At 64.7% G+C, this 21056-nt stretch carries 15 protein-coding genes; 13 read left to right on the forward strand and 2 right to left on the reverse strand.

The features are described from left to right. Positions 1-20: 20 nt before the first annotated feature. A complete protein-coding gene (locus ACI1US_RS12930) occupies positions 21-899 on the forward strand; it encodes a hypothetical protein (RefSeq protein ID WP_461640841.1) in 879 nt (292 codons plus the stop codon). Between the two features lie 123 nt (positions 900-1022). Here the strand turns inward: ACI1US_RS12930 and ACI1US_RS12935 are convergent, their stop codons facing one another. Beyond that, a complete protein-coding gene (locus ACI1US_RS12935; RefSeq protein ID WP_461640842.1) occupies positions 1023-1847 on the reverse strand; it encodes a CPBP family intramembrane glutamic endopeptidase in 825 nt (274 codons plus the stop codon). A 406-nt stretch (positions 1848-2253) separates the two neighbouring features. On the opposite strand from ACI1US_RS12935, the gene ACI1US_RS12940 reads away from it, so the two are divergent. The 7 genes from ACI1US_RS12940 (at position 2254) to ACI1US_RS12970 (ending at position 12622) form a co-directional block, all read left to right on the forward strand. Beyond that, a complete protein-coding gene (locus tag ACI1US_RS12940; RefSeq protein ID WP_461640843.1) occupies positions 2254-3861 on the forward strand; it encodes a peptide ABC transporter substrate-binding protein in 1608 nt (535 codons plus the stop codon). 181 nt (positions 3862-4042) lie between these two features. Beyond that, positions 4043-4969 carry an ABC transporter permease gene (locus ACI1US_RS12945; protein ID WP_461640844.1) on the forward strand — a complete coding sequence of 309 codons (927 nt, stop codon included), beginning with the start codon at positions 4043-4045 and terminating at the stop codon, positions 4967-4969. After that, positions 4962-5936 carry an ABC transporter permease gene (locus tag ACI1US_RS12950; RefSeq protein ID WP_461640845.1) on the forward strand — a complete coding sequence of 325 codons (975 nt, stop codon included), beginning with the start codon at positions 4962-4964 and terminating at the stop codon, positions 5934-5936. Before ACI1US_RS12945 ends, ACI1US_RS12950 begins: the two co-directional genes overlap by 8 nt. Positions 5937-5968: 32 nt before the next feature. Beyond that, positions 5969-7744: a dipeptide ABC transporter ATP-binding protein gene (locus ACI1US_RS12955; protein WP_461640846.1), complete on the forward strand. Its 1776-nt coding sequence runs from the start codon at positions 5969-5971 to the stop codon at positions 7742-7744. 325 nt (positions 7745-8069) lie between these two features. Continuing rightward, positions 8070-9869, forward strand: a complete 1800-nt coding sequence (locus tag ACI1US_RS12960; RefSeq protein ID WP_461640847.1) for an ABC transporter family substrate-binding protein — start codon at positions 8070-8072, stop codon at positions 9867-9869. A gap of 136 nt (positions 9870-10005) precedes the next feature. Further along, the gene (locus ACI1US_RS12965) at positions 10006-11547 is read left to right on the forward strand and encodes an ABC transporter permease (protein ID WP_461640848.1); all 1542 of its coding nucleotides are present in this window, start codon (positions 10006-10008) and stop codon (positions 11545-11547) included. A 73-nt stretch (positions 11548-11620) separates the two neighbouring features. Further along, a complete protein-coding gene (locus ACI1US_RS12970) occupies positions 11621-12622 on the forward strand; it encodes an ABC transporter permease (protein WP_461640849.1) in 1002 nt (333 codons plus the stop codon). A gap of 72 nt (positions 12623-12694) precedes the next feature. Here the strand turns inward: ACI1US_RS12970 and ACI1US_RS12975 are convergent, their stop codons facing one another. Beyond that, positions 12695-13273: a PH domain-containing protein gene (locus tag ACI1US_RS12975; RefSeq protein ID WP_461640850.1), complete on the reverse strand. Its 579-nt coding sequence runs from the start codon at positions 13271-13273 to the stop codon at positions 12695-12697. A 113-nt stretch (positions 13274-13386) separates the two neighbouring features. Here ACI1US_RS12975 and ACI1US_RS12980 point away from each other — a divergent pair, with 113 nt between their 5' ends. The 5 genes from ACI1US_RS12980 (at position 13387) to ACI1US_RS13000 (ending at position 21008) form a co-directional block, all read left to right on the forward strand. After that, complete coding sequence (locus ACI1US_RS12980) at positions 13387-15126, forward strand: dipeptide ABC transporter ATP-binding protein (protein WP_461640851.1); 1740 nt, start codon at positions 13387-13389, stop codon at positions 15124-15126. Between the two features lie 343 nt (positions 15127-15469). Beyond that, positions 15470-17086, forward strand: coding sequence for an ABC transporter substrate-binding protein (locus tag ACI1US_RS12985; protein WP_416550254.1), 1617 nt, complete (start codon positions 15470-15472; stop codon positions 17084-17086). Positions 17087-17147: 61 nt separating this feature from the next. Continuing rightward, the gene (locus ACI1US_RS12990; protein ID WP_416550253.1) at positions 17148-18230 is read left to right on the forward strand and encodes an ABC transporter permease; all 1083 of its coding nucleotides are present in this window, start codon (positions 17148-17150) and stop codon (positions 18228-18230) included. Position 18231: 1 nt separating this feature from the next. Continuing rightward, a complete protein-coding gene (locus ACI1US_RS12995; protein ID WP_416550252.1) occupies positions 18232-19281 on the forward strand; it encodes an ABC transporter permease in 1050 nt (349 codons plus the stop codon). Next, positions 19278-21008: a dipeptide ABC transporter ATP-binding protein gene (locus tag ACI1US_RS13000; RefSeq protein WP_416550251.1), complete on the forward strand. Its 1731-nt coding sequence runs from the start codon at positions 19278-19280 to the stop codon at positions 21006-21008. Before ACI1US_RS12995 ends, ACI1US_RS13000 begins: the two co-directional genes overlap by 4 nt. The last annotated feature ends 48 nt before the right edge of the window (positions 21009-21056 follow it).

The raw sequence follows: 21056 nt of genomic DNA on the forward strand, positions 1-21056 counted from the left end.
TCGTCGTTTAGGCTGTTCATGTGAGTAGAGACCCCCTGGAAGAGCTGTTCGGTCCGCTGGACTCGGATGATGCCGAAACCGGCGCCATCGAGACCGACGAAATCCGAGCCGCCAGCAGCGCCAACACCACGCCCACAACGCGGGCGTTTGAACCGGCACCGGCAGTTCGGCCGCGCGCGGAACACGATCCCGCAGCTGCTCCGACAGCTCCCGTGGCCGCGCCGACCGCCGCAACTCGTGTAGCCGCTGCACCTACTGCCCCGATCACTCCTGCCCCACGGGCCGCCGCGGCTCCGCGAGCCGCCCGGGCGCAGCGCGACGAGACGCCGACACAGCCGGTGGCCGCTCCACGCAAGAACTCAAGCGGGGCGCTGCCCTGGATTATCGTGGCGGCGGTCGCGGTCCTCGCACTCGTCGGGTCGCTCATCGCAGTCAACGCGCTCCGCAGCGACGAGCCGAAGCCGGCTCCGACCAGCGAGGCTCCCGCCCCCACGCCGACCGAGACGGACACTGAGACCGAAGAGCCTGAGCCGACTCCCGAGGAGCCGGCCGAGCCTGAGGTGCCCAAGGTTGATGTCGGCGCGGACCCGATCTCGATGCCCGTGTCGTTCGCAGGAATCTCCATTGAGACCTCGCAGAAGTTGACGAGCCCGCAGTGGCAGTACATCGCGGGCCCGCCTGAGCGCGTGATGATCGAGTCGGGGCTGATGAACACATTCCCCGAGGCTTGTTCCGCAATGCGTAGCCCCAGCCTGCAGAGCCCGTGGGGCATTGAGAAGGCTGAAGACGGCACCTGGACTGTCGTGCGCCCCGAGGGCACCTGCGCCGCGAACCCCGACCTGTACAACGAGGTCTGGGGCCTCATGCAGGCAGTCGCGGATAGCGCCAAGCCGCTCTAGCCCCTCGGGTGGGCCTCCGGCCCGGCCCTGCCATCGCTACACCCCCGTTTTTTCTATTCCGACCCTTGTGCAGGGCACGCAAGGGTCGGAATAGAAAAAACGGGGGTGTTTGGGTGTGGGGCGCTAGCCGAAGAGGGTGGGCCAGAGCGCGAGCGCGAGCGGGTAGCCGGCGAAACTCACGATGTCGAGCAGCCAGTGCGCCACGATGAGGGGGAGGGATCTGCCCCAGCGCTGGTACGCCCACCCGAAGACGAGGCCCATCACCACGTTTCCGATGAACCCGCCGAAGCCCTGGTAGAGGTGGTAGCTGCCGCGCAGCAGCGCGCTCGACACAATCGTCGCCCACTTCCCGACGCCGAGCCGCTTTAGCCGGTCGAAGAGGTAAGCAACGACGATGAGCTCCTCGCTGAGCGCTGCGCGCAGTGCCTGCAGGATGAGGATGGGAACAGTCCACCAGAACGCGTCGAGTGTCGTCGGTACGACGGTGGTGTTGATGCCGATCCACTTCGCGAAGAGGTAGAAAGCGAGGCCGGGAATGCCGATCGCCGCCGCGAGCAGGAACCCGTGCCCGGTTTCGCGCAGCCACGGCCAGCCACCGGTGCCGCGTATCGGGGCGAACGACGTGGGCGTCGGTGAGCCGAGCCCGAGATCAGCGAGGTGCGGCTTGCGCGCACGCCACAGCAGGAACGCCACCAGAGCAACGGGAGCGAGGCCGCCAATAATGCCGAGCAGCTGGTAGGCGAGATCGAAGTACTGCTGGCCAGACATTGGCCGGTTGATCGTCGCGGTCTGGTTAGCAAGCGCGGTGTCCTGCGCGAGGCGTTCGAAGATTGTGATGATCGCGCGCACCCCGGAGTAGCCGAACGAGAGCGCAAGCACGATGCCGAGCTCCCAGCGGAGCCTGGGGCGCTGAGCGAGGGGGACTGGATCACGGTGCTGCGACGTCACCGTCTCAGCGTACCGCTGGTGGATTTGGAAGACTGGGGGAGTAACCGGCCGGGGCCGGGCAGGCGAGGGCCAGGGGCCGGGTTGAGCCGGGCCACAGCGGGCGGACAGTTTTGCGACCACAGCGGGATCCGAACGTCTCCAGCTACATACAGCGTATTGCAGGATAGAGATTCCGTATGTCGAAGGAGTTGCAGGATTCGTACAACATTCACGCTTCAGCAACTCATTGCGTTGGTTCTCGCTCTCCGCGCGGTTACGAGTGAGTCACGAGGGGCCGTGGGATTCGTTTCGCGGCGGCGCGTGGCATAAACTGAACGATGGAAATACCTACATACTCCGTGGTAGTTCATAATGTCTGCGATACGCACGCTTAAGAAGCCGCGGGGGCAATTCAAGGAGGAAACCAGTGAAGCGTTCACGCATCGGGCTAAGCATTGTTGCACTAGCCGCAGCGGGCTCCCTGGCACTCGTCGGCTGCTCGGCTGGCGGAAGCGACAACGGCGGCGACAAGGCAAGCGGCGGGATCATCACCGTCAACAACACTGAGCCGCAGAAGGGCCTGATTCCGGCAGACACGACCGAGGTCGGCGGCGGCAAGGTTGTCGACGCGCTCTGGGAAGGCCTCGTCTACTACGACGCAGACGGCGCAACCCAGATGGGTGTCGCAAAGTCGATCGAGTCGGACAACGGCACCACCTGGACCGTGACGCTCCGCGACGACGCAGTCTTCTCTGACGGCACCCCCGTCACGGCAAACAGCTTCGTTGACGCATGGAACTACGCCGCAAACGTCGAGAACGCACTCGGCAACCAGGCATTCTTCGCGGACATCAAGGGCTTCAACGCCGATGAGCCGCAGGAAGCCATGGAGGGCCTCAAGGTCGTTGACGACCACACCTTCACCATCGAGGCAACCCCGGACTTCCCGGACCGCCTTGGCTACTCGGCGTACTACCCGCTGCCCGAGGTTGCGTTCGAGGATATGGCCGCTTACGGCCAGAACCCGGTCGGCAACGGCCTCTACAAGTTCGCAGGCGATGACGCGTGGAAGCACGACGTTGAGCTCAAGCTCGTGAAGAACGACACCTACGTTGGACCCCGCGAGGTTGCAAACGAGGGCATCGACTTCAAGATGTACGCATCGCTCGACGCTGCTTACACCGATCTGCTCGGCAACAACCTTGACGTGCTCGACCAGATCCCGGACACCTCGTTCGCGGTCTTCCAGGACGAGCTCGGCGATCGCGCGATCAACCAGGCTGGCGCGCTCATGACGACGCTCACCGTGTCGATGAACCTTGATCACTTCACCGGTGAAGAGGGCAAGCTGCGCCGCCAGGCGCTGTCGATGGCCGTCGACCGCGAAGAGATCATCGACGTGATCTTCGAGGGCACCAACGTCCCCGCGAAGGACTTCACCTCACCCATCGTTGACGGCTTCACCGAAGACCTCAAGGGCGCTGACAAGCTCGAGTTCAACCTCGAAGAGGCGAAGAAGCTCTGGGCCGAGGCTGACGCGATCAGCCCGTACGAGGGCACCCTCGAGGTAGCCACCAACTCGGACGGCCCGCACCAGGTGTGGATCGAAGCAGTTGCGAACCAGTGGGCAAACAACCTGGGCATCACCGCAGCTCCGAAGCTCTACCCGACCTTCCCCGCGTTCCTCGATGACCGCGAGGCAGACACCGTCGGTGGCCCGTTCCGTGCGGGCTGGCAGGCAGACTACCCGGGTGCGTACAACTACCTGCAGCCGCTCTACTCGACGGGCGCAAGCTCGAACCACGGCTTCTACAGCAACGCCGAGTTCGACAAGCTCCTCACCGAGGCAGTCCAGGAATCGGATCACGACAAGTCGATCGCGAAGCTCCACGCTGCTCAGGAGATCCTCCTCGAAGACATGCCGTCGATCCCGCTCTGGTACCAGGGCACCACGGGTGGCTTCAGCGAGAACGTTGACAACGTGAAGTTCGGCTGGAACTCTGTGCCGATCTTCAACGAGATCACCAAGAAGTAACCCTTTCATTAGCAGGCCCCGGAGTGTGCTCCGGGGCCTGCTCCTTGTGTCGGCGACATCGAGCCGGGACGGGGCCCTCGAATCGCAAGCGGAGACACCGAAGTCTTTTAGTTTGCTGCGCACCACAACTGCGAGAGAATTACAACATGCATAGCCTCATCATCAGGGAAGGGATCAGCACATGCTGAGATATATCCTCTTCCGCATACTGCAAGTGATCCCGGTACTTCTGGGCACGACCTTCCTCATCTACTTCATGGTTTTCGCCATGCCGGGCGACCCGGTTGCGGCAATGTTCGGCGAGAAGGTGCCGAGCGAAGCTGTTCTGGATCGCATTCGCGAGCAGTACAACCTCGATAAGCCGTTCTTCATTCAGTACCTGCTGTACCTCAAGGGCATCCTCATCGGTGACTTTGGTATGAGCTTCTCGGGGGAGCCTGTCTCGCAGGTGCTCGCTCGGGCATTCCCCGTGACGATCCAGCTCGCAATCATGGCGATTGTGATCTCGCTCGTGCTCGCGATTGGCATCGGCCTGTTCTCTGGCCTGCGCAAGGGCAAGCTGTTTGACAACGTCAACCTGATCATCGGCCTGCTCTTCATGAGCATCCCGATCTTCGTGATCGCGTTCATCGCCCAGTATGGTCTCGGCCTCAAGCTCGGCTGGTTCAGCCCCACTGTCGGCTCGGGCGCACCGCTCAAGGATCTGCTGCTGCCAGCGATCGTGCTCGGCGTGAGCCTCTACGCGACGAGTATGCGCCTCACCCGCGCGTCGGTCATCGACACACTGAACCAGGATTTCGTGCGCACCGCTTACGCGAAGGGCCTGAGCCGTAACCGGGTCATCCCCGTGCACGTGCTGCGCAACTCGCTGATTCCGACGATCACGAACACCGCGACCGATTTCGGTACGCTCATGGTCGGCGCGACCGTGACCGAGGGCATCTTCAACGTGCCCGGCGTGGGTAACGTGCTCTTCAAGGCGATCCTCAAGGGAGAGAACGCTACCGTGGTCTCCTTCGTCACCGTCATGGTGCTCATCTACCTCGTCGTCAACCTTGTCGTCGATCTCCTCTACGCCGTTCTCGATCCGAGGATTCGTTATGCCTGACACACAGCACACCCCATCCCACGGTGCTCGCCCCGTCATCGAGCACTTTGTCGCCCCCGTCGACCAGACTCCGGTCGCAGGCGTCGACGAGGTGCGGATCTCTGAAAAGAAGTCCTCGCTCTGGCGTGACGCCTGGCGCGACATGCGCCGCCGGCCCATGTTCTGGATCGCCGCGGTGATCCTGCTCTTCGTCGCCCTCGTTTCGCTGTTCCCGACGCTGTTCACGCAGATCGATCCGCGCACCTGCTCGCTCCCGTTCTCGAACGGGCCGTCTTCGGCAGGGCACCCGCTCGGGTACAACAAGCAGGGCTGTGACGTCTACTCGCGCATCATTCACGGAACGTCGACCTCGGTGTCGGTCGGTCTCATCGTGATCGCGATCACCTTCGTGGTGGGCACCGCAGTGGGCGCCGTTGCCGGCTTCTTCGGCGGCGCGCTTGACTCAGTGCTCTCGCGCATCGGCGATATCTTCTTCTCGATTCCCTACATCCTCGCTGCTGTTGTCGTCATGAGCGTGCTCTCGGAGCACCGCAACCCGCTCGTCATCGCGCTCGCGATCGGCGGCTTCTCCTGGCCGATCACCGCGCGCATCGTGCGAAGCGAGATCCTCCGCGTGAAGAACGCGGACTTCGTGATGGCCGCCGAGTCGCTCGGCCTGTCGCGTATCGGCACCATGATGAAGCACGTGATCCCGAACGCGATTGCCCCGGCGATCGTCGTGACCACGATCTCGCTTTCGTCGGCGATCGTCGCAGAGTCGGTGCTCTCGTTCCTGGGCGTCGGGCTTCCCCCCGGGGACTTCATCAGCTGGGGGAATGACATTAGCTCGGCGCAGCTGTCGCTGCGCACCGATCCAATGCCGCTCATTTACCCCTCGCTCGCGCTCACCATTACGGTGCTTGGATTCATTCTGCTCGGCGAGGTTGTCCGTGACGCGCTTGATCCGAAGGCGAGGGCCCGACGATGAGCGATGTGACGGCAGGAAAAACAGAAGACACTATGAAACCAGTGCTCAGCGTTCGTGACCTCAAGGTCGCGTTTAACGTCGATAAGAAGCTCAAAGAGGTCGTGCACGGCGTCAGCTTTGACGTCTACCCGGGCGAGACCGTGGCAATCGTTGGTGAGTCCGGCTCGGGCAAATCGACCACGATGCACGCGGTTATGAACCTGCTCCCCGGAACAGGTCGCATCACCGATGGCTCGATTCTCTGGCAGGGCCGGGAGCTCGTGGGTATTGGTCGCCGTGACATGGAGACGATCCGTGGTCGCGAGATCGGTCTCGTTCCGCAGGATCCGATGTCGAACCTCAACCCTGTGTGGTCGGTCGGCTTCCAGGTCGAGGAGGCGATCCGCGCAAACGGTATCGCCTCGGGCAAGAAGGAAGTCCGCGAGCGCGCTATCGAGGTGCTTGAGCAGGCTGGCCTGAGCGACGCCGAGAAGCGCATGAAGCAGTACCCGCACCAGTTCTCTGGCGGTATGAAGCAGCGCGCGCTCATTGGTATCGGGCTGTCGGCGAAGCCGGATCTGCTCATCGCTGATGAGCCGACGAGCGCGCTCGATGTGACCGTGCAGCGAGTGGTGCTTGACCACCTCGCGAAGCTCACGAGCGACCTTGGCACCGCCGTGGTGTTCATCACGCACGACCTCGGTCTTGCTGCCGAGCGCGCGGAGAAGCTCATCGTGATGTACCAGGGCAACATTGTCGAGTCGGGTCCGAGCCGCGAGATTCTGCAGAACCCGCAGCACCCGTACACGAAGCGTCTGGTGGCCGCGGCCCCGAGCCTCGCGTCACGGCGCATCGGATCGTCCGCGGGCATGCCTGCGGCTCCGACGAGCACCTTCGACGTGGCCGCACTTGCCGACGCAGAGCACCGCGGCGGCAAGATTGGTGAGCCGCTCATCGAGGTCGAGGATCTGCGCAAGGTCTACAAGCTGCGCAAGGGCAACTTCAAGAGCGAGGATTTCGTCGCTGTTGAGGGCGCGAGTTTCACGATCAACCGCGGTGAGACGCTCGCACTCGTCGGCGAGTCCGGTTCGGGCAAGTCGACGATCGCGAAGATGGTGCTGCAGCTCGAGAAGCCCTCTGGCGGCAAGGTGACGATCGCGGGAACAGACACGGCGACGCTCTCGTCGCGCGAGCTGTTCGACCTGCGGCGCACGCTGCAGCCCGTGTTCCAAGATCCGTATGGATCGCTTGATCCGCTGCACAACATCGGCAACACGATCATGGAGCCGCTGAACATCCACAAGGTGGGTGACATGGCGAGCCGCAAGCAGCGTGTCAACGAGCTGCTCGATCAGGTGTCGCTGCCGCGTGAGCTGGCCACCCGCTACCCGAACGAGCTCTCGGGCGGGCAGCGGCAGCGTGTTGCGGTGGCCCGCGGGCTCGCGCTCAAGCCGGATATTCTCGTGCTCGACGAGGCGGTTTCCGCTCTCGACGTGCTCGTGCAGGCGCAGGTCTTGGATCTGCTTGCCGAGCTGCAGCGCGACCTCGGCCTCACCTATCTCTTCATCACGCACGACCTCGCGGTTGTGCGGCTCATTGCTGACCGCGTTTGCGTGATGCAGCAGGGCAAGATCGTGGAGCAGGCGAGCACCGAGGAAGTGTTCGAGAACCCGAAGATGGAGTACACGAAGAACCTCCTCGCGGCGATCCCGGGTGCTTCGATCGAGCTCGGTATTGGGAGCGCGGCGGATCATGTTCAGGTGACGCCGCCAGCCGCACCAGGCTCGGCGCCCTTTGCGGGTAGCGGCCAGGCGGGAGCTATCGGCTAGTACGACCGCACCGGGTGCGCACATCCGCGCCCGAGGCCACGATTGGTGGGCCACTACTCCGAACGGGTCTCCGTCGGGGCAGTGGCCCACAGTCGTTGTGTGCGGTGAATAATCTTCGGAAAGGCACTCGTGCGCGCACAGAATTTGCAAGCATTTCGGATCACTCCATTATTCGCTTTCGACGGTGTCACCCTTATGTAACTTTTCACCAGTGTTTGTTTGTCGGCGCTAACTGTCCGCATAGTCTGAGGGCGTTCACTCGAGACCCGCGGCGGTGCCTCCAACGAAGGGCGCGCAGCGGTCGGGTTCTTATCAAGGAGGAAAAGTGACACGAGTTCCATCGCGCAGATCGCGCGTCGCCGTTGCCGTTGCACTCACCGGAGCAGTGAGCCTTGCGCTCGCCGGCTGCTCGACAGGTGGCAGCGACACCGCAAACACCGGCGGTGAGGGAGGCAGCACCATCTCAGTTGCCGTCACCAACGCCGTAACGTCGTTCAACGGGGGCACCCCACAGGGCAACCTCGACAGCAACGGCATGGTCGGCTATCTGACAGGCGTTTCCGGCGGCCTCGGCCTCGGTAGCTTCTTCACGCTCGACCCCGAGTTCAACGTCGTGCCAGAAGAGGGCTTCGGCTCCTTCGAGAAGGTGTCTGACGATCCGCTGAAGGTGGAGTACACCCTCAACGAGGGCCTGAAGTGGTCTGACGGTGAGCCCATTACCGCCGACGACATGCTCTTTGCCTGGGTCTCAGGCTCGGGTTGGTTCGACGACGCGACCCTCGACGAGGAGACGGGTGAGCCGAAGTCGGGCACGCAGTACTTCTCACTCGCGGGCAGCACCGCTGGCCTCGACATGACGAGCTTCCCTGAGATCAGCGAGGACAACCTCTCGATGACGCTGACCTACGACGAGCCCTTCGTCGACTGGCAGTACGTCAACCCGATGGACAAGCCGGCGCACATCATGGCGAAGCAGGCGGATCTCTCGGTCGAAGAGCTCCGGACGCTGTTCGAAGACAGCCCGAAGGGCGACCCCGCAAGCCCCGCGGCTGAGGCGATCCCCGAGCTCAAGAAGATCGCAGACTTCTGGAACACCGGGTACGACACGACCACGATGCCCGAGAACAAGGACCTGCTCGTCGCCTCCGGCCCGTTCATCGTCTCAGACTTCGTGCCCGAGCAGTCGCTCACGCTCTCGAAGAACCCTGAGTACCAGGGCGATCACAAGCTCGCGTACGACAACCTCGTGTTCCGCTTCATCGGCGACTCGAACGCGCAGATCACGGCCCTCCAGAACGGTGAGGTCAACGCGATCTACCCGCAGCCCTCGGCTGACACGAACGCCGCCCTCGACAAGATGGGCGCCACGCTCTACCCCGGCGACCAGATGGCATACGACCACATGGACCTGAACATGGGTGGCGAGACCTTCAAGGATCCGAAGGTTCGTGAGGCATTCCTCAAGACGATCCCGCGCCAGCAGATCCTCGACTCGATCATCACCCCGATGAACCCCGAGGCAGAGGTGCTCAACTCGCAGATCTGGGTCTCGGCGAACACCGAGTACGCAAACGCGGTCAAGGAGAACGGCTACGACGCGTTCACCGAGCCCGACATCGAGGCAGCTAAGGCGCTCCTCGGCGGCGCGACGCCGACCGTGAAGATTCTCTACAACAACGAGAACCCGAACCGTGTTGACACCTTCCAGCTCGTCAAGGCAAGCGCTGAGCAGGCCGGGTTCATCGTTGAGGACCTGGGCGACCCGAACTGGGGCGCGCTGCTCTCCGGTGGCGAATACGACGCCTCCATCTTCGGCTGGGTCTCGCCCGGCATCGGCAACTCCGCGCTCGCACAGATCTTCAAGACCGGCGGCGGCGGCAACTACAACGGCTTCAGCAACGCTGAGTCGGACAAGCTCGTCGACGAGGCGCAGACCACCCTCGACCCGGCAGAACTCGAGAAGAAGAAGATCCGTATCGACGCGATCACCGCTGAGGAATTCTACGGACTTCCGCTGTTCCAGACCCCGGGACTGTTTGCCGACAACGGCAGCATCTCAGGCCTGGAGTACTTCGGCGGCCAGACGGGCATCGTCTGGAACGCGCAGGACTGGAAGCTGAACTAACAGCTGCCGGTAGTTCCGTGCGGGGCAGGGGAGCCCACCAGGCGCCCCTGCCCCACGCGGCACCTCCACGAAACGGAGAACCGGTGAGGCACTCACCCCGCGCTGAGCCGGTACTAGCCTCTCGAGAATTGAAGCCATGACCAGTTTTATAGTGAGACGGATCCTCGTCTCCGTGCTCATCCTTATCGCGGCATCGTTCATTATGTACATGCTCGCCGCCTACTCAGGCGACCCCCTCAAAGACCTCCGGGGATCCAACGCCCCGAATATTGACCAGCTGATCGCCGCCAGGACCGCAGCGTTGCACCTGGACGTTCCGCCGCCCGCCAGATGGTTCATCTGGATCGGTGGCGCAGCTGGCTGCCTCATCCCCTTCGCAAACACCTGCAACCTCGGGCTGAGCGTCACGAACGCCTCCGTCACGAGCCTGCTGCCAGCCGCAATGGCCTCGACCGTCCAACTCGTGACGGTCGCCCTCGTCGTCGCCGTACTCCTCGGCGTGGTCGTCGGCATCGCGACCGCGCTGCGCCAGCACAGCGGCTTTGACTTCAGCATCACCTTCATCAGTTTCTTCCTGTTCTCACTGCCCTCGTTCCTCATCGCGGTGCTGCTCAAGGAGTTTGTCGCCATCGGCTTCAACAACTTCCTGCAGAAGGACCCGAGGATCGGGATCGGGGCGCTCATCGCGATCGCGGTCGTCAGCGGCCTGATCTGGCAGGTCTTCATCGGCGGTGACCTCCGCCGCAGACTCACCGTCTTCGCCGTCTCAGCGGTCGCGACCGGCGGCGTGCTCGGCTTCCTGTCGGCCACGAACTGGTTCGTGAACCCTGGCCTCGGCCCCATCGGCATCGTGCTGCTCATCGCGGCAACGGTCGCGGCGACAGTCGGCGTGCTCGCCGGGCTCCGTAGCCGGCGCTCGCTGCTCATCGGCTCGGCCGTCGGCGCACTCGGCGTGATCTCGTATTTCGCGCTCCAGGGTGTGCTGCAGAACCCCAGCCTCGGTCTCGTCATCGGGCTCGCGCTCGTGGCGATCCTCGTCGGCTGCCTCGTCGGCTACGCATTCGGCGGCTACGACCGCGGGCAGGCGATGCGCATCGGCGCAATCGTCGCCTTCTTCTCTGGCGCATTCGTGCTGCTCGACCGCTTCATGCAGGCCTGGCCGAGCTACGTGAACCACCCACGGATCAACGGCCGGCCGATCGCGACCGTCGGCTCCGAGACGCCGGGATTCACCGGTGACTTCTGGCAGGTGAGCCTCGACAGTTTCACCCACCTCCTGCTGCCGACGATTGCGCTGCTGCTCATTTCGTTCGCGGGCTACACGCGCTACGCGCGTGCCGGTCTGCTCGAGGTGATGAATCAGGATTACATCCGTACCGCGCGCGCCAAGGGACTGCCTGAGCGGGTCGTCATTGTGCGGCACGCGCTGCGAAACATGCTCATCCCGATCGCGACGCTCGTCGCGACCGACGTTGGCGCGCTGCTGGGCGGCGCTGTGATCACGGAGTCCGTCTTCGCGATCCCCGGCATGGGGCAGCTGTTCAACGCATCGCTGAAGCGGGTCGACCTCAACCCGATCATGGGGTACTTCCTCGTGATCGCTTCGATGGCGATCCTCTTCAACTTCCTCGCCGACCTCGCCTACGCGGCGCTCGACCCACGGGTTCGGGTGAAGTGATGCGTAGCTATTCGAAAGACCCGGGCGACACCGGGGCAGTAGCCGCATCCAACACCACCGAGGGGAGCACCCGATGAGCGTCACCAATACGCCGGAGACTCCGGCAGCAGCGCCCGCCGCGGTCGTGGGCGAGAAACAGGGCACCCTTGTCCTCCGCCGATTCCTGAGCAACAGGCTCTCAGTCGTCTGCATGATCTTGTTTGTCGGGCTGATCCTCTTCGCCGGCTCGGCGACCGGATTCGGCCCCTTCTCTGGCTGGTGGAAACACAGCTACACCGCAGTCAACCCGCAGTTCGAGGGCGGCGCGCCAACCATCTCGTTCATTCCGACCTGGCTGGGCGGCGAGGGCATGCACCTCGGCGAACACCCGTTCGGGCAGAGCCGGATCGGCGTGGACTACTTCGCCATGACAATGCGCGGCATCACGAACTCTGTCATCGTGATGTTCGTGATCGGCGGCCTCGGCACCATCGTCGGCACCGTCATCGGCGCGATCGCGGGCTACTACCGCGGCTGGGTCGACGCCGTGCTCATGCGCATCACCGACGTGTTCATCGTGATCCCCGCGATCGTGATCGGTTCAGTTGTCGGTAACACCGCCGGTGGGCTCGGAATCTGGTTCCTCGCAGCACTCCTCGCGCTCGTGTCGTGGATGGGCATCGCCCGCCTCGTGCGCGCCGAGTTCCTGTCGCTGCGCGAACGCGAGTTCGTCGAAGCGGCGCGCGTTGCGGGCGCAAGCGATACCCGGATCATCTTCAAGCACATCCTGCCGAACGCCATCGGCGTCGTCATCGTGTCGGCGACGCTGCTCGCTGCCTCGGCGATTCTGCTGGAGACCGGCCTGAGCTACCTGGGATACGGCATCCAGCCGCCCGAGGTCTCACTCGGCCGCCTCATCTCGGACAACCAGTCGGCGTTCAGTACCCGGCCCTGGCTGTACTGGTGGCCTGCGGTGTTCATCGTGTCCCTCGCGCTGCTCGTCAACTTCGTTGGCGACGGCCTGCGCGACGCATTCGACCCGCGGCAGAAACGCTTCAAGCTGCGCAAGATGCGCGAGATGGACGCGGGAGCGTAGGGCATGGCTCCCAACGTGCAGCTGCGCCGGCGGGATACTGACGCCGCCCGGTGCAGCTCGGCGCCTCGCTCTTTAGAACAGCGTCAGCGCGGCAGCCGACACGGCGATACCGCCGAGCAGCACCGTGAGGGCGTCCGCATTCCAGCGGATCGCCACGGGCGTCTGGTCGGCGACGCCGGCCTCGATCCTGCCCTCGTGCTGCAGCTCAGCCCAGCGCTCGCGCACGAGCGACGCGGCGTCGCCAGAATCGGTTCCGCTGAGGTCGCCGGGGCGCGGGGCGTCCAGGCTGCGGCCCTCGCGCTTCGAGCGCCGGGCGAGCCGGGCCGCGGTGACCGTGCCGGGAGCGGGCGCGGCGAACACGTTCACCGTGCGTCCTGGCACGTGCAGGCTGAGGTTGTACTTCGTGTCGACGTGCACGAGCGCGTTCCACGGGATCGTCACCGTCCGCAACACGTTGCGCACAGTGACGGCCTCGTCGCTCACCCGCAGGCTCGGCAGCCACAGCCCCACGTAGGTGAAGGCCGCGATCGCGGCGAGCGGCACGAGCATTGCAGACCTTTCGGGACCGCCTGGCAGCCACACCGAGCTGACAGCGAAGAGGAGCAGGGTCGCCCACACGGCGACGCTGATCCCTCGATTAAAGCGGGACACGAACACACTGGGACGAGGGTCATTGACGGGCACACACCCATCGTGTCACCGTCCCGGGCACAGACACAACCGGTGGGGGATCCCCGCACGGATCAGAGTGAAAGGGAACACGGATGACGACGAGCACGGAGGCGGGCACGCGTCCCGTCCTAGAGATGAACGGGCTCTCGGTCGACTTCGCGGTGGACGGGGTGTGGAACCCCGCCGCGATCGGGCTGGAGTACCGGATTCGTCCCGGCGAGATCGTTGCTGTCGTGGGCGAGTCGGGCTCGGGCAAGAGCGCGAGTTCGATGGCGATCCTCGACCTGCTGCCAAAGACGGCGAGGGTGAGGGGGAGCATCACGCTCAACGGCGAGGAACTCGTGGGCGCAAACCCCAGGCGGATGCGCGAGCTGCGCGGATCTGCGATCGCTGCGATCTTCCAGGAGCCGATGACTGCGCTCAACCCGGTGCTCACCATCGGTTCGCAGATCGTTGAGGCGGTGCGCACCCACACTCAGCAGAGCCCGAGCGAAGCGAAGACGCGCGCGATCGAGCTGCTCACGCTCGTCGAGCTGCCCGACCCCGAGAAGGCCTTCAACTCGTACCCGCACCAGCTGTCGGGCGGGCAGCGGCAGCGCGCCATGATCGCGCAGGCGCTCGTGCTCGACCCGCAGCTGCTCATCGCAGACGAGCCGACAACCGCGCTCGATGTGACGGTGCAGGCCGAGATCCTCGAACTCATCCGCTCGCTCAGGGATCGCCTGAAGAGCGCCGTGCTGCTCATCACCCATGACATGGGCGTCGTCGCCGACCTCGCCGACTGGATCGTCGTGATGCAGCAGGGGCGGATCGTCGAGCAGGGCGATGTGATGCAGATCTTTACGGCTCCGCAGCACCCGTATACGCAGGCGCTGCTCGCCGCGGTGCCGCACCTCGGCGGCGACAGCGAGGTGGATCTCTCGGAGAGCCTCGTGCGCGTCGTCGAGGATCGCCTGCACGAGGCCGTGCACACCGAGGCCATCGCGGCGACGCCCGGCACGGCGGTGCTCTCGTTCGAGGAAGTGTCGATTGAGTACGGCCGGGCCGGCAAGCTCGGGTCGTTCAAAGCGGTCGACAGCGTGACCTTCGAGGTCAACCCCGGCGAGATCGTCGGGCTCGTGGGGGAGTCGGGCTCGGGCAAGTCGACGATCGGCCGGGCGGCCACCGGGCTGCAGGCCGTGTCTGCCGGGCGACTGGAGGTCACCGGCACCGACCTGTCGAAGTGGAACCGCAAGATCGTGCGCGAGCTGCGCAACCGCGTGGGGATCGTGTTCCAAGACCCGTCGTCGTCGCTCAACCCGCGACTGCCGATCGGTGAGTCCATTGGTGAGCCGCTGTTCTTGGCCGGCGAGGCCAGGGGGAAGGCTCTCGACGTACGCGTCGAGGAACTGCTCGACAGCGTGAACCTGCCGGTTGCCTACCGCAACCGGTTCCCGCACGAGCTGTCCGGCGGGCAGAAGCAGCGCGTCGGCATTGCGCGGGCGCTCTCGCTGAAGCCCGAGCTGCTCATCGCCGACGAGCCGACGAGCGCGCTCGACGTTTCGGTGCAGGCGAAGGTGCTTGAGCTGCTCAAAGAGCTGCAGGCCGAAATGGGCTTCGCATGCCTGTTCATCAGCCACGACCTTGCCGTCGTCGACGCCCTCGCCGACCGGGTGATCGTGCTGCACCGCGGCAAGATCGCGGAGCAGGGGACCCGCAACCAGATCCTCCGCGCGCCGACCGACCCGTACACGCAGCGACTCATCGCGGCGATTCCCGTGCCGGACCCGGTCGAGCAGCGCTCGCGCCGCGAGCTGCGGCAGCGGATCCTGCAGGACACGGACGGGGTCTAGCGCCGGGCTGTGCGCCGGGGCCGTGCGCCGGGCCCGTGGGTCGGGGGCAGCGCTCCGGGGCCGTGCGCCGCTCCATCCTCACTGCCCCTATTGTTCCTCCATGAGCCTTGTGCAGGCTAGACAAGGCTCGGAATAGATAAATCGGGGTAGTGGGGGTGAGGGATCGGGCGGTCGCGGCGGAATTGGCGGCGGTTTACAGCCGTCGCCCCGTGAGGTCACGATTCACTGCGCATTGTTACAGGCGCTCTCACGAGGGGCCTGCAGTTCCACTAGTGTGTGAAGTGTTCTGAAACGCAATTGATACATGCAGTGATGCTTGTATTCGTTTCCAATGGAGGAAGAATTGAAGAAGAAACTATTTACCTCGGTCGCTCTCGCCGGTGCTGCCGCGCTGCTGCTGAGCTCCTGCGCATCGAGCGATAACGGGACGACCGGTGGCGGTACCTCGGGCGACGCAATCACCGTCGGCACGACCGACGTCGTGACCGCGCTTGACCCCGCGGGCTCGTACGACAACGGCTCGTTCGCCGTCATGACGAACGTCTACCCGTTCCTGCTCAACCACGAGATCGGCTCGAGCGACGTCGCTCCCGATATCGCGGAGTCTGCCGAGTTCACCGAGCCGACCCAGTACACCGTGAAGCTCAAGGCCGGCCTGAAGTTCGCGAACGGCAACGACCTCACAAGCTCCGACGTCAAGCACACCTTCGACCGCCAGGTCGCGATCGCCGAGCCCACCGGCCCGTCGAGCCTCCTCGAGAACCTCGAGAGCGTCGAAGCGGTCGACGAAACCACCGTCATCTTCCACCTGAAGGAAGCGAACGACCAGACCTTCCCGCAGGTGCTGTCGACTCCGGTTGCGCCGATCGTTGACGAGGACGTGTTCCCCGCTGACAAGCTCGCCACCGACGAGGAGATCGTCAAGGGCAAGGGCTTCGCGGGCCAGTACACGCTCGAGAGCTTCAAGAAGAACGACCTCGCTTCGTACAAGGCGTTCGACGGCTACCAGGGCCTGTGGGGCGCTGCGAAGAGCGATACGGTCAACACCAAGTACTTCGCGAACGAGACGAACCTCAGCCAGGCGATGGAGACAAAGGCCATCGACGTTGCGTTCCGTAGCCTCTCTGCAACCGACACCGAGAAGCTCGGCAACACCGACGGGCTGAAGCTCGTTGACGGCCCCGGCGGCGCAATCCGCTACATCGTCTTCAACTTCGATACCCAGCCGTTCGGCGCGAAGACCGCCGATGCGGACCCGGCCAAGGCACTCGCTGTGCGCCAGGCCGCTGCCGATCTCATCGACCGTTCGAAGATCGCCTCGCAGGTCTACAAGGACACCTTCACGCCGCTGTTCAGCCCGGTTGCGCAGGGCTTCACCGGCGCGACTGAGTCGTTCAAGGAGCAGTACGGTGACAAGCAGGGCGGCGCAGACTCGGCCGCGGCAAAGGCTCGCCTCGAAGCAGCCGGCGTCGAACTTCCCGTCACGCTGCAGCTGCAGTACAACCCGGATCACTACGGTGACGCTTCGGCCGAAGAGTACGCGCTCGTGAAGCAGCAGCTCGAGGCCGACGGCGTGTTCACGGTCGACCTGCAGTCGACTGAGTGGGGCCAGTACTCGAAGGACTTCCCGGCTGACGCGTACCCCGCGTACCAGCTCGGCTGGTTCCCCGACTTCTCGGACGCCGACAACTTCCTGACTCCGTTCTTCGTCAACGGTGGCTTCTTCAACAACCACTACGAGTCGCCGAAGATCAACGAGCTCATCGGCAAGCAGCGCGTCACGGTCGACCCGACCGAGCGCACCGCGATCATCGAAGAAGCTCAGGCGCAGGTCGCCCAGGATGTTCCGATGATCCCGCTGCTCCAGGGCACGCAGGTCGCGATCACGACTGATGCGATTGACGGTGTTGTCCTTGACGGCTCCTTCAAGTTCCGCCTCGGAACGATCACAAAGAACTAGCAGTGCGTAGCCGGTGCGGGGAGGAGGCCTTCGGGTCTCCTCCCCGCACGGCGTGAGCATCATGACTTCTCTCGAAACATCGACGGCGCCGTCGACACCGAAAGCGCCGAAACGTCCCTCCGGTGGGGGCCTCTGGCGCTATATTCTGTGGCGCGCAGTGCTCATCATCCCCACCGTCTTTATCCTCGTCACGATGGTATTCCTGCTTATGCGGACCATCGGAGACCCGATCACGGCCTCCGTCGGCGGTAAGCTGCCGCCTGACGAGCTCGCCCGTCGCATCGCCGACGCCGGCTACGACCGCCCGGTCTTCGTGCAGTACATCGAGTATCTCGGCCAGGTCTTCACTGGCAACTTTGGTACGACGCTGAGCGACCACCGCCCGGTCACCGAAGTCATCATGACCTTCGGATCCGCCACGCTCGAGCTCGCGTTCTTCACGCTGATCGTCGCCTTCATCGTCGGCATTCCGCTCGGCATGCTCGCGGCCTACTACCGTGACCGCGGTCCAGACGCCTCCCTGCGCATCTTCGCGATCCTCACCTACGCGACCCCCGTCTTCTTCTCGGGCCTGCTCATGAAGCTCGTCTTCGGGGTATGGCTCGGCTGGTTCCCGCTCTCAGGCCGCGCCTCTATCGGGACCGAACTGCAGATCCAAATGCTCGGAAACCCGAGCGGCTTCTACCTCATTGACGCGTTCCGCACGGGAAACATGGCGAACGTCGGCGACGTGCTCATGCACGCCGTGCTGCCTGCGCTCACGCTTGGCCTCATGACCGCGGGTGTGTTCCTGCGGCTCGTGCGCACGAACATGATCGGCACGCTCGGGCGCGAGTACATTGACTCCGGCCGGTCCCGCGGCGTCAGCGAGTTCAGGCTCGTCACGAAGCACGCGTACCGCCCCGCGCTCATCCCGATCATCACGGTCATCGGCATGCAGATCGCGATGCTGCTCGCGGGCGCAGTGCTCACGGAGACCACGTTCGAGTGGAAGGGGCTCGGCTTCCAGCTCGCCCACTACCTCAGCGCGCGAGACTTCATCGCGGTCCAGGGCATTGTTGCGCTGCTCGCAGTGATCGTCGCCCTGAGTAACTTCATCGTCGACATCATTGCGGCGCTCATCGACCCGAGAGTGAGGTACTGAGATGACTGATACGACTTCGCTCATCATCGGGGCCGGTCCGAGCCGTGAGCGCGGCTGGCACTCCTGGCCGATCATCAAGCAGCTTCGGCAGAGCGTCGGCTTGCAGCGCGGCATGCTCATTGCGGGCCTCGCGCTGATCGCGTTCTTCGTGATCCTCGCCGTGTTCGCGCCGATCATCGCGCCGTATGACTTCAACGCGCTCGCCGGGCCCGAGGGCGACTTCGGGTCGCGCACGCCGCCGTCCGCAGCACACCCCTTCGGCACCACGATCGCCGGCTACGACGTGATGTCGCGCGTGATCTGGGGCTCCCGCACGGCGCTCATCGTGATCGTCATCGCGGTGCTCGCGTCGATCTTCGCCGGCTCACTGCTCGGGCTTGTGTCCGGGTACATCGGTGGCGCACTCGACCGCGTGCTCGTGATGCTCACCGACGCGATCTACGCGTTCCCGTCGCTGCTGCTCGCGATCGTGATGTCGATCGTGATCTCGGGTGGCCAGTCGAGTCTCTGGGGCGGTATCTGGTCGGCGTCGCTGTCGATCACCGTGGTGTTCATTCCGCAGTACTTCCGTGTCGTCCGCTCGGAGGTCGTGCGCGTGAAGGCGGAGGCGTTCGTCGAGTCGGCGCGCGTGATCGGGGCGAGCCGTTCGCGGATCATGTTCAAGCACGTGTTCCGTAACTCGACGCGGTCGCTCCCGCTCGTGTTCACCCTGAATGCGTCTGAATCGATCCTCACCCTCGCAGGCCTCGGCTTCCTCGGGTTTGGTATCGAGCCGAACTCGGCCGCCGAGTGGGGCTACGACCTGAACAAGGCCGTCGGTGACGTGACCAACGGTGTGTGGTGGACGAGCCTGTGGCCCGGACTCGCAATCGTGCTCATCGTCATGGGGCTCACCCTCACGGGCGAGAGCCTGAACGATCTCGCGGACCCGCGCTTGCGCAGTCGCCGCCGGGCGAAAGCCGGCAGCGGGGCTGTCGCGGACACGGCGATGGGTGATGCATCGGGCGGAGACCCGGTCGCCGACGCCGACTTGGAAGGGGGAACGCGATGAACGACGTGCTGCGGATCCAAGATCTTGAGGTCACGTTCGCGACCGACCACGGGAATGTGAAGGCCGTCGACGGTGTCTCGCTTGCCGTGCAGCCGGGCAGGGTACTCGCCGTCGTTGGCGAGTCCGGCTCGGGAAAGACAGTTTCGGCGCGCACCGTGCTCGGGCTGCTGCCCGAGACCGCTGTCGCGCAGGGGTCGGTACTCCTCGCGCCACGCGCTGGCGGCGAGCCGAACGACGTGCTGCATCTCACTGCGGACCAGATGCGAGCCGTGCGCGGGCGCGACGTGGCGATGGTCTTCCAGGAGCCCTCGACCGCGCTGAACCCCGTCTACACGATCGGTTGGCAGATCGCCGAGGGGCTGCGCGCCCACGGAAAGTACTCGAAGCAGCAGCTGCGGGATCGCGCGATTGAGATGCTCGAACTCGTCGGGCTGCCCGACCCGTCGGAGCGCGTCGACTACTACCCCCACCAGCTGTCTGGCGGGCAGAAGCAGCGCGTGATGATCGCGATGGCGCTCGCGCTGAAGCCCGGGCTCATCGTCGCCGACGAGCCGACGACGGCGCTTGACGTCACGGTGCAGGCGGAGATCCTCGACCTGCTCCGCTCGCTGCGGGACGAACTCGGCACCGCGATCCTGCTCATCACCCACAACATGGGCGTGGTGGCGGATCTCGCCGACGACGTCGCCGTGATGTACCAGGGCAAGGTTGTCGAGCAGGCCCCTGTCGCTGAGGTGTTCGCGAACCCGCGCCAGGACTACACGAAGCAGTTGCTCGGTGCCGTGCTGAAGCTCGGTGACGGCAGGATCCAGCCGCGAGATCGCGCGCAGGATCCGGCCGGTGCCACCGGGCCCGGCACTGGGGCCATCGCCGAGGTGGATCGGGGCGCCGCACCGATTGTGAGCGCTCGCGGGCTTGAAATTCAGTATCCGGGCAGGCTCGGACGGCCGGGTTTCAAGGCAGTGCGCGGCGTGGACTTCGAGATCAGGCCTGGTGAAGTCTTCGGCCTGGTGGGGGAGTCCGGCTCTGGGAAGTCGACGATTGGCCGCGCGATCGCGGGGCTCACCGACGCCACGGGCGGATCGCTCACGGTGCTCGGCCACGAGATGGTCGGGTTCAAGGAGCGCGCCTTCAAGCCGCTGCGGAAGCAGATCGGGTTCGTGTTTCAGGACCCGGCGTCGAGCTTCAACCCGCTGCTCACCATTGCCGAGAACGTGGCCGAGCCGCTCATCGTGCACGGGCTGGCCCGCAACGTCCGCGGTGCGCAGCGACGAGTCGACGAGTTGCTCGAGGCGGTGCAGTTGCCGCGTGCGTACGGCGAGCGGTTCCCGCACGAGCTGTCGGGAGGTCAGCGGCAGCGGGCCTCGCTCGCGCGCGGACTCGCGCTGGATCCGATGCTGCTCATCGCCGACGAGCCCACGAGCGCGCTCGACGTCTCGGTCCAGGCCCGCGTGCTCGAACTGTTTACCGAGCTGCAGGCCGAGCTTGGTTTCGCGTCGCTGTTCATCACCCACGATCTCGCGGTGGTTGACGCCCTCGCCGATCGGGTAGGGGTGCTCTACCAGGGCGAGCTCGTCGAGAGCGGCCCGACCGCAGAAGTGCTGATGGCACCGAAGGAACGGTACACGCAGCGGCTGCTCGCGTCGCTGCCCGTGCCCGATCCTGCCGAGCAGGCAGAACGTCGTGAACTCGCGCGTGCGCTCAGGGAGGCCGAGGCGGCCAGATAGAGTTACTCGTAAGGCGCGCCCGGCGCGCACCCGCACGCCGGGGTTGGC

It is taken from the genome of Leucobacter sp. BZR 635, from assembly GCF_048061935.2.
Taxonomy (GTDB): Bacteria; Actinomycetota; Actinomycetes; order Actinomycetales; family Microbacteriaceae; genus Leucobacter.

What these genes read in the sequence shown, in the direction of transcription:
- ACI1US_RS12990 (WP_416550253.1), top strand. Translation starts at nt 17,148, where the DNA reads ATGACTTCTCTCGAAACATCGACGGCGCCGTCGACACCGAAAGCGCCG.
- ACI1US_RS13000 (WP_416550251.1), top strand. Translation starts at nt 19,278, where the DNA reads ATGAACGACGTGCTGCGGATCCAAGATCTTGAGGTCACGTTCGCGACC.
- ACI1US_RS12950 (WP_461640845.1), top strand. Translation starts at nt 4,962, where the DNA reads ATGCCTGACACACAGCACACCCCATCCCACGGTGCTCGCCCCGTCATC.
- ACI1US_RS12995 (WP_416550252.1), top strand. Translation starts at nt 18,232, where the DNA reads ATGACTGATACGACTTCGCTCATCATCGGGGCCGGTCCGAGCCGTGAG.
- ACI1US_RS12945 (WP_461640844.1), top strand. Translation starts at nt 4,043, where the DNA reads ATGCTGAGATATATCCTCTTCCGCATACTGCAAGTGATCCCGGTACTT.
- ACI1US_RS12970 (WP_461640849.1), top strand. Translation starts at nt 11,621, where the DNA reads ATGAGCGTCACCAATACGCCGGAGACTCCGGCAGCAGCGCCCGCCGCG.
- ACI1US_RS12980 (WP_461640851.1), top strand. Translation starts at nt 13,387, where the DNA reads ATGACGACGAGCACGGAGGCGGGCACGCGTCCCGTCCTAGAGATGAAC.
- ACI1US_RS12965 (WP_461640848.1), top strand. Translation starts at nt 10,006, where the DNA reads ATGACCAGTTTTATAGTGAGACGGATCCTCGTCTCCGTGCTCATCCTT.
- ACI1US_RS12955 (WP_461640846.1), top strand. Translation starts at nt 5,969, where the DNA reads ATGAAACCAGTGCTCAGCGTTCGTGACCTCAAGGTCGCGTTTAACGTC.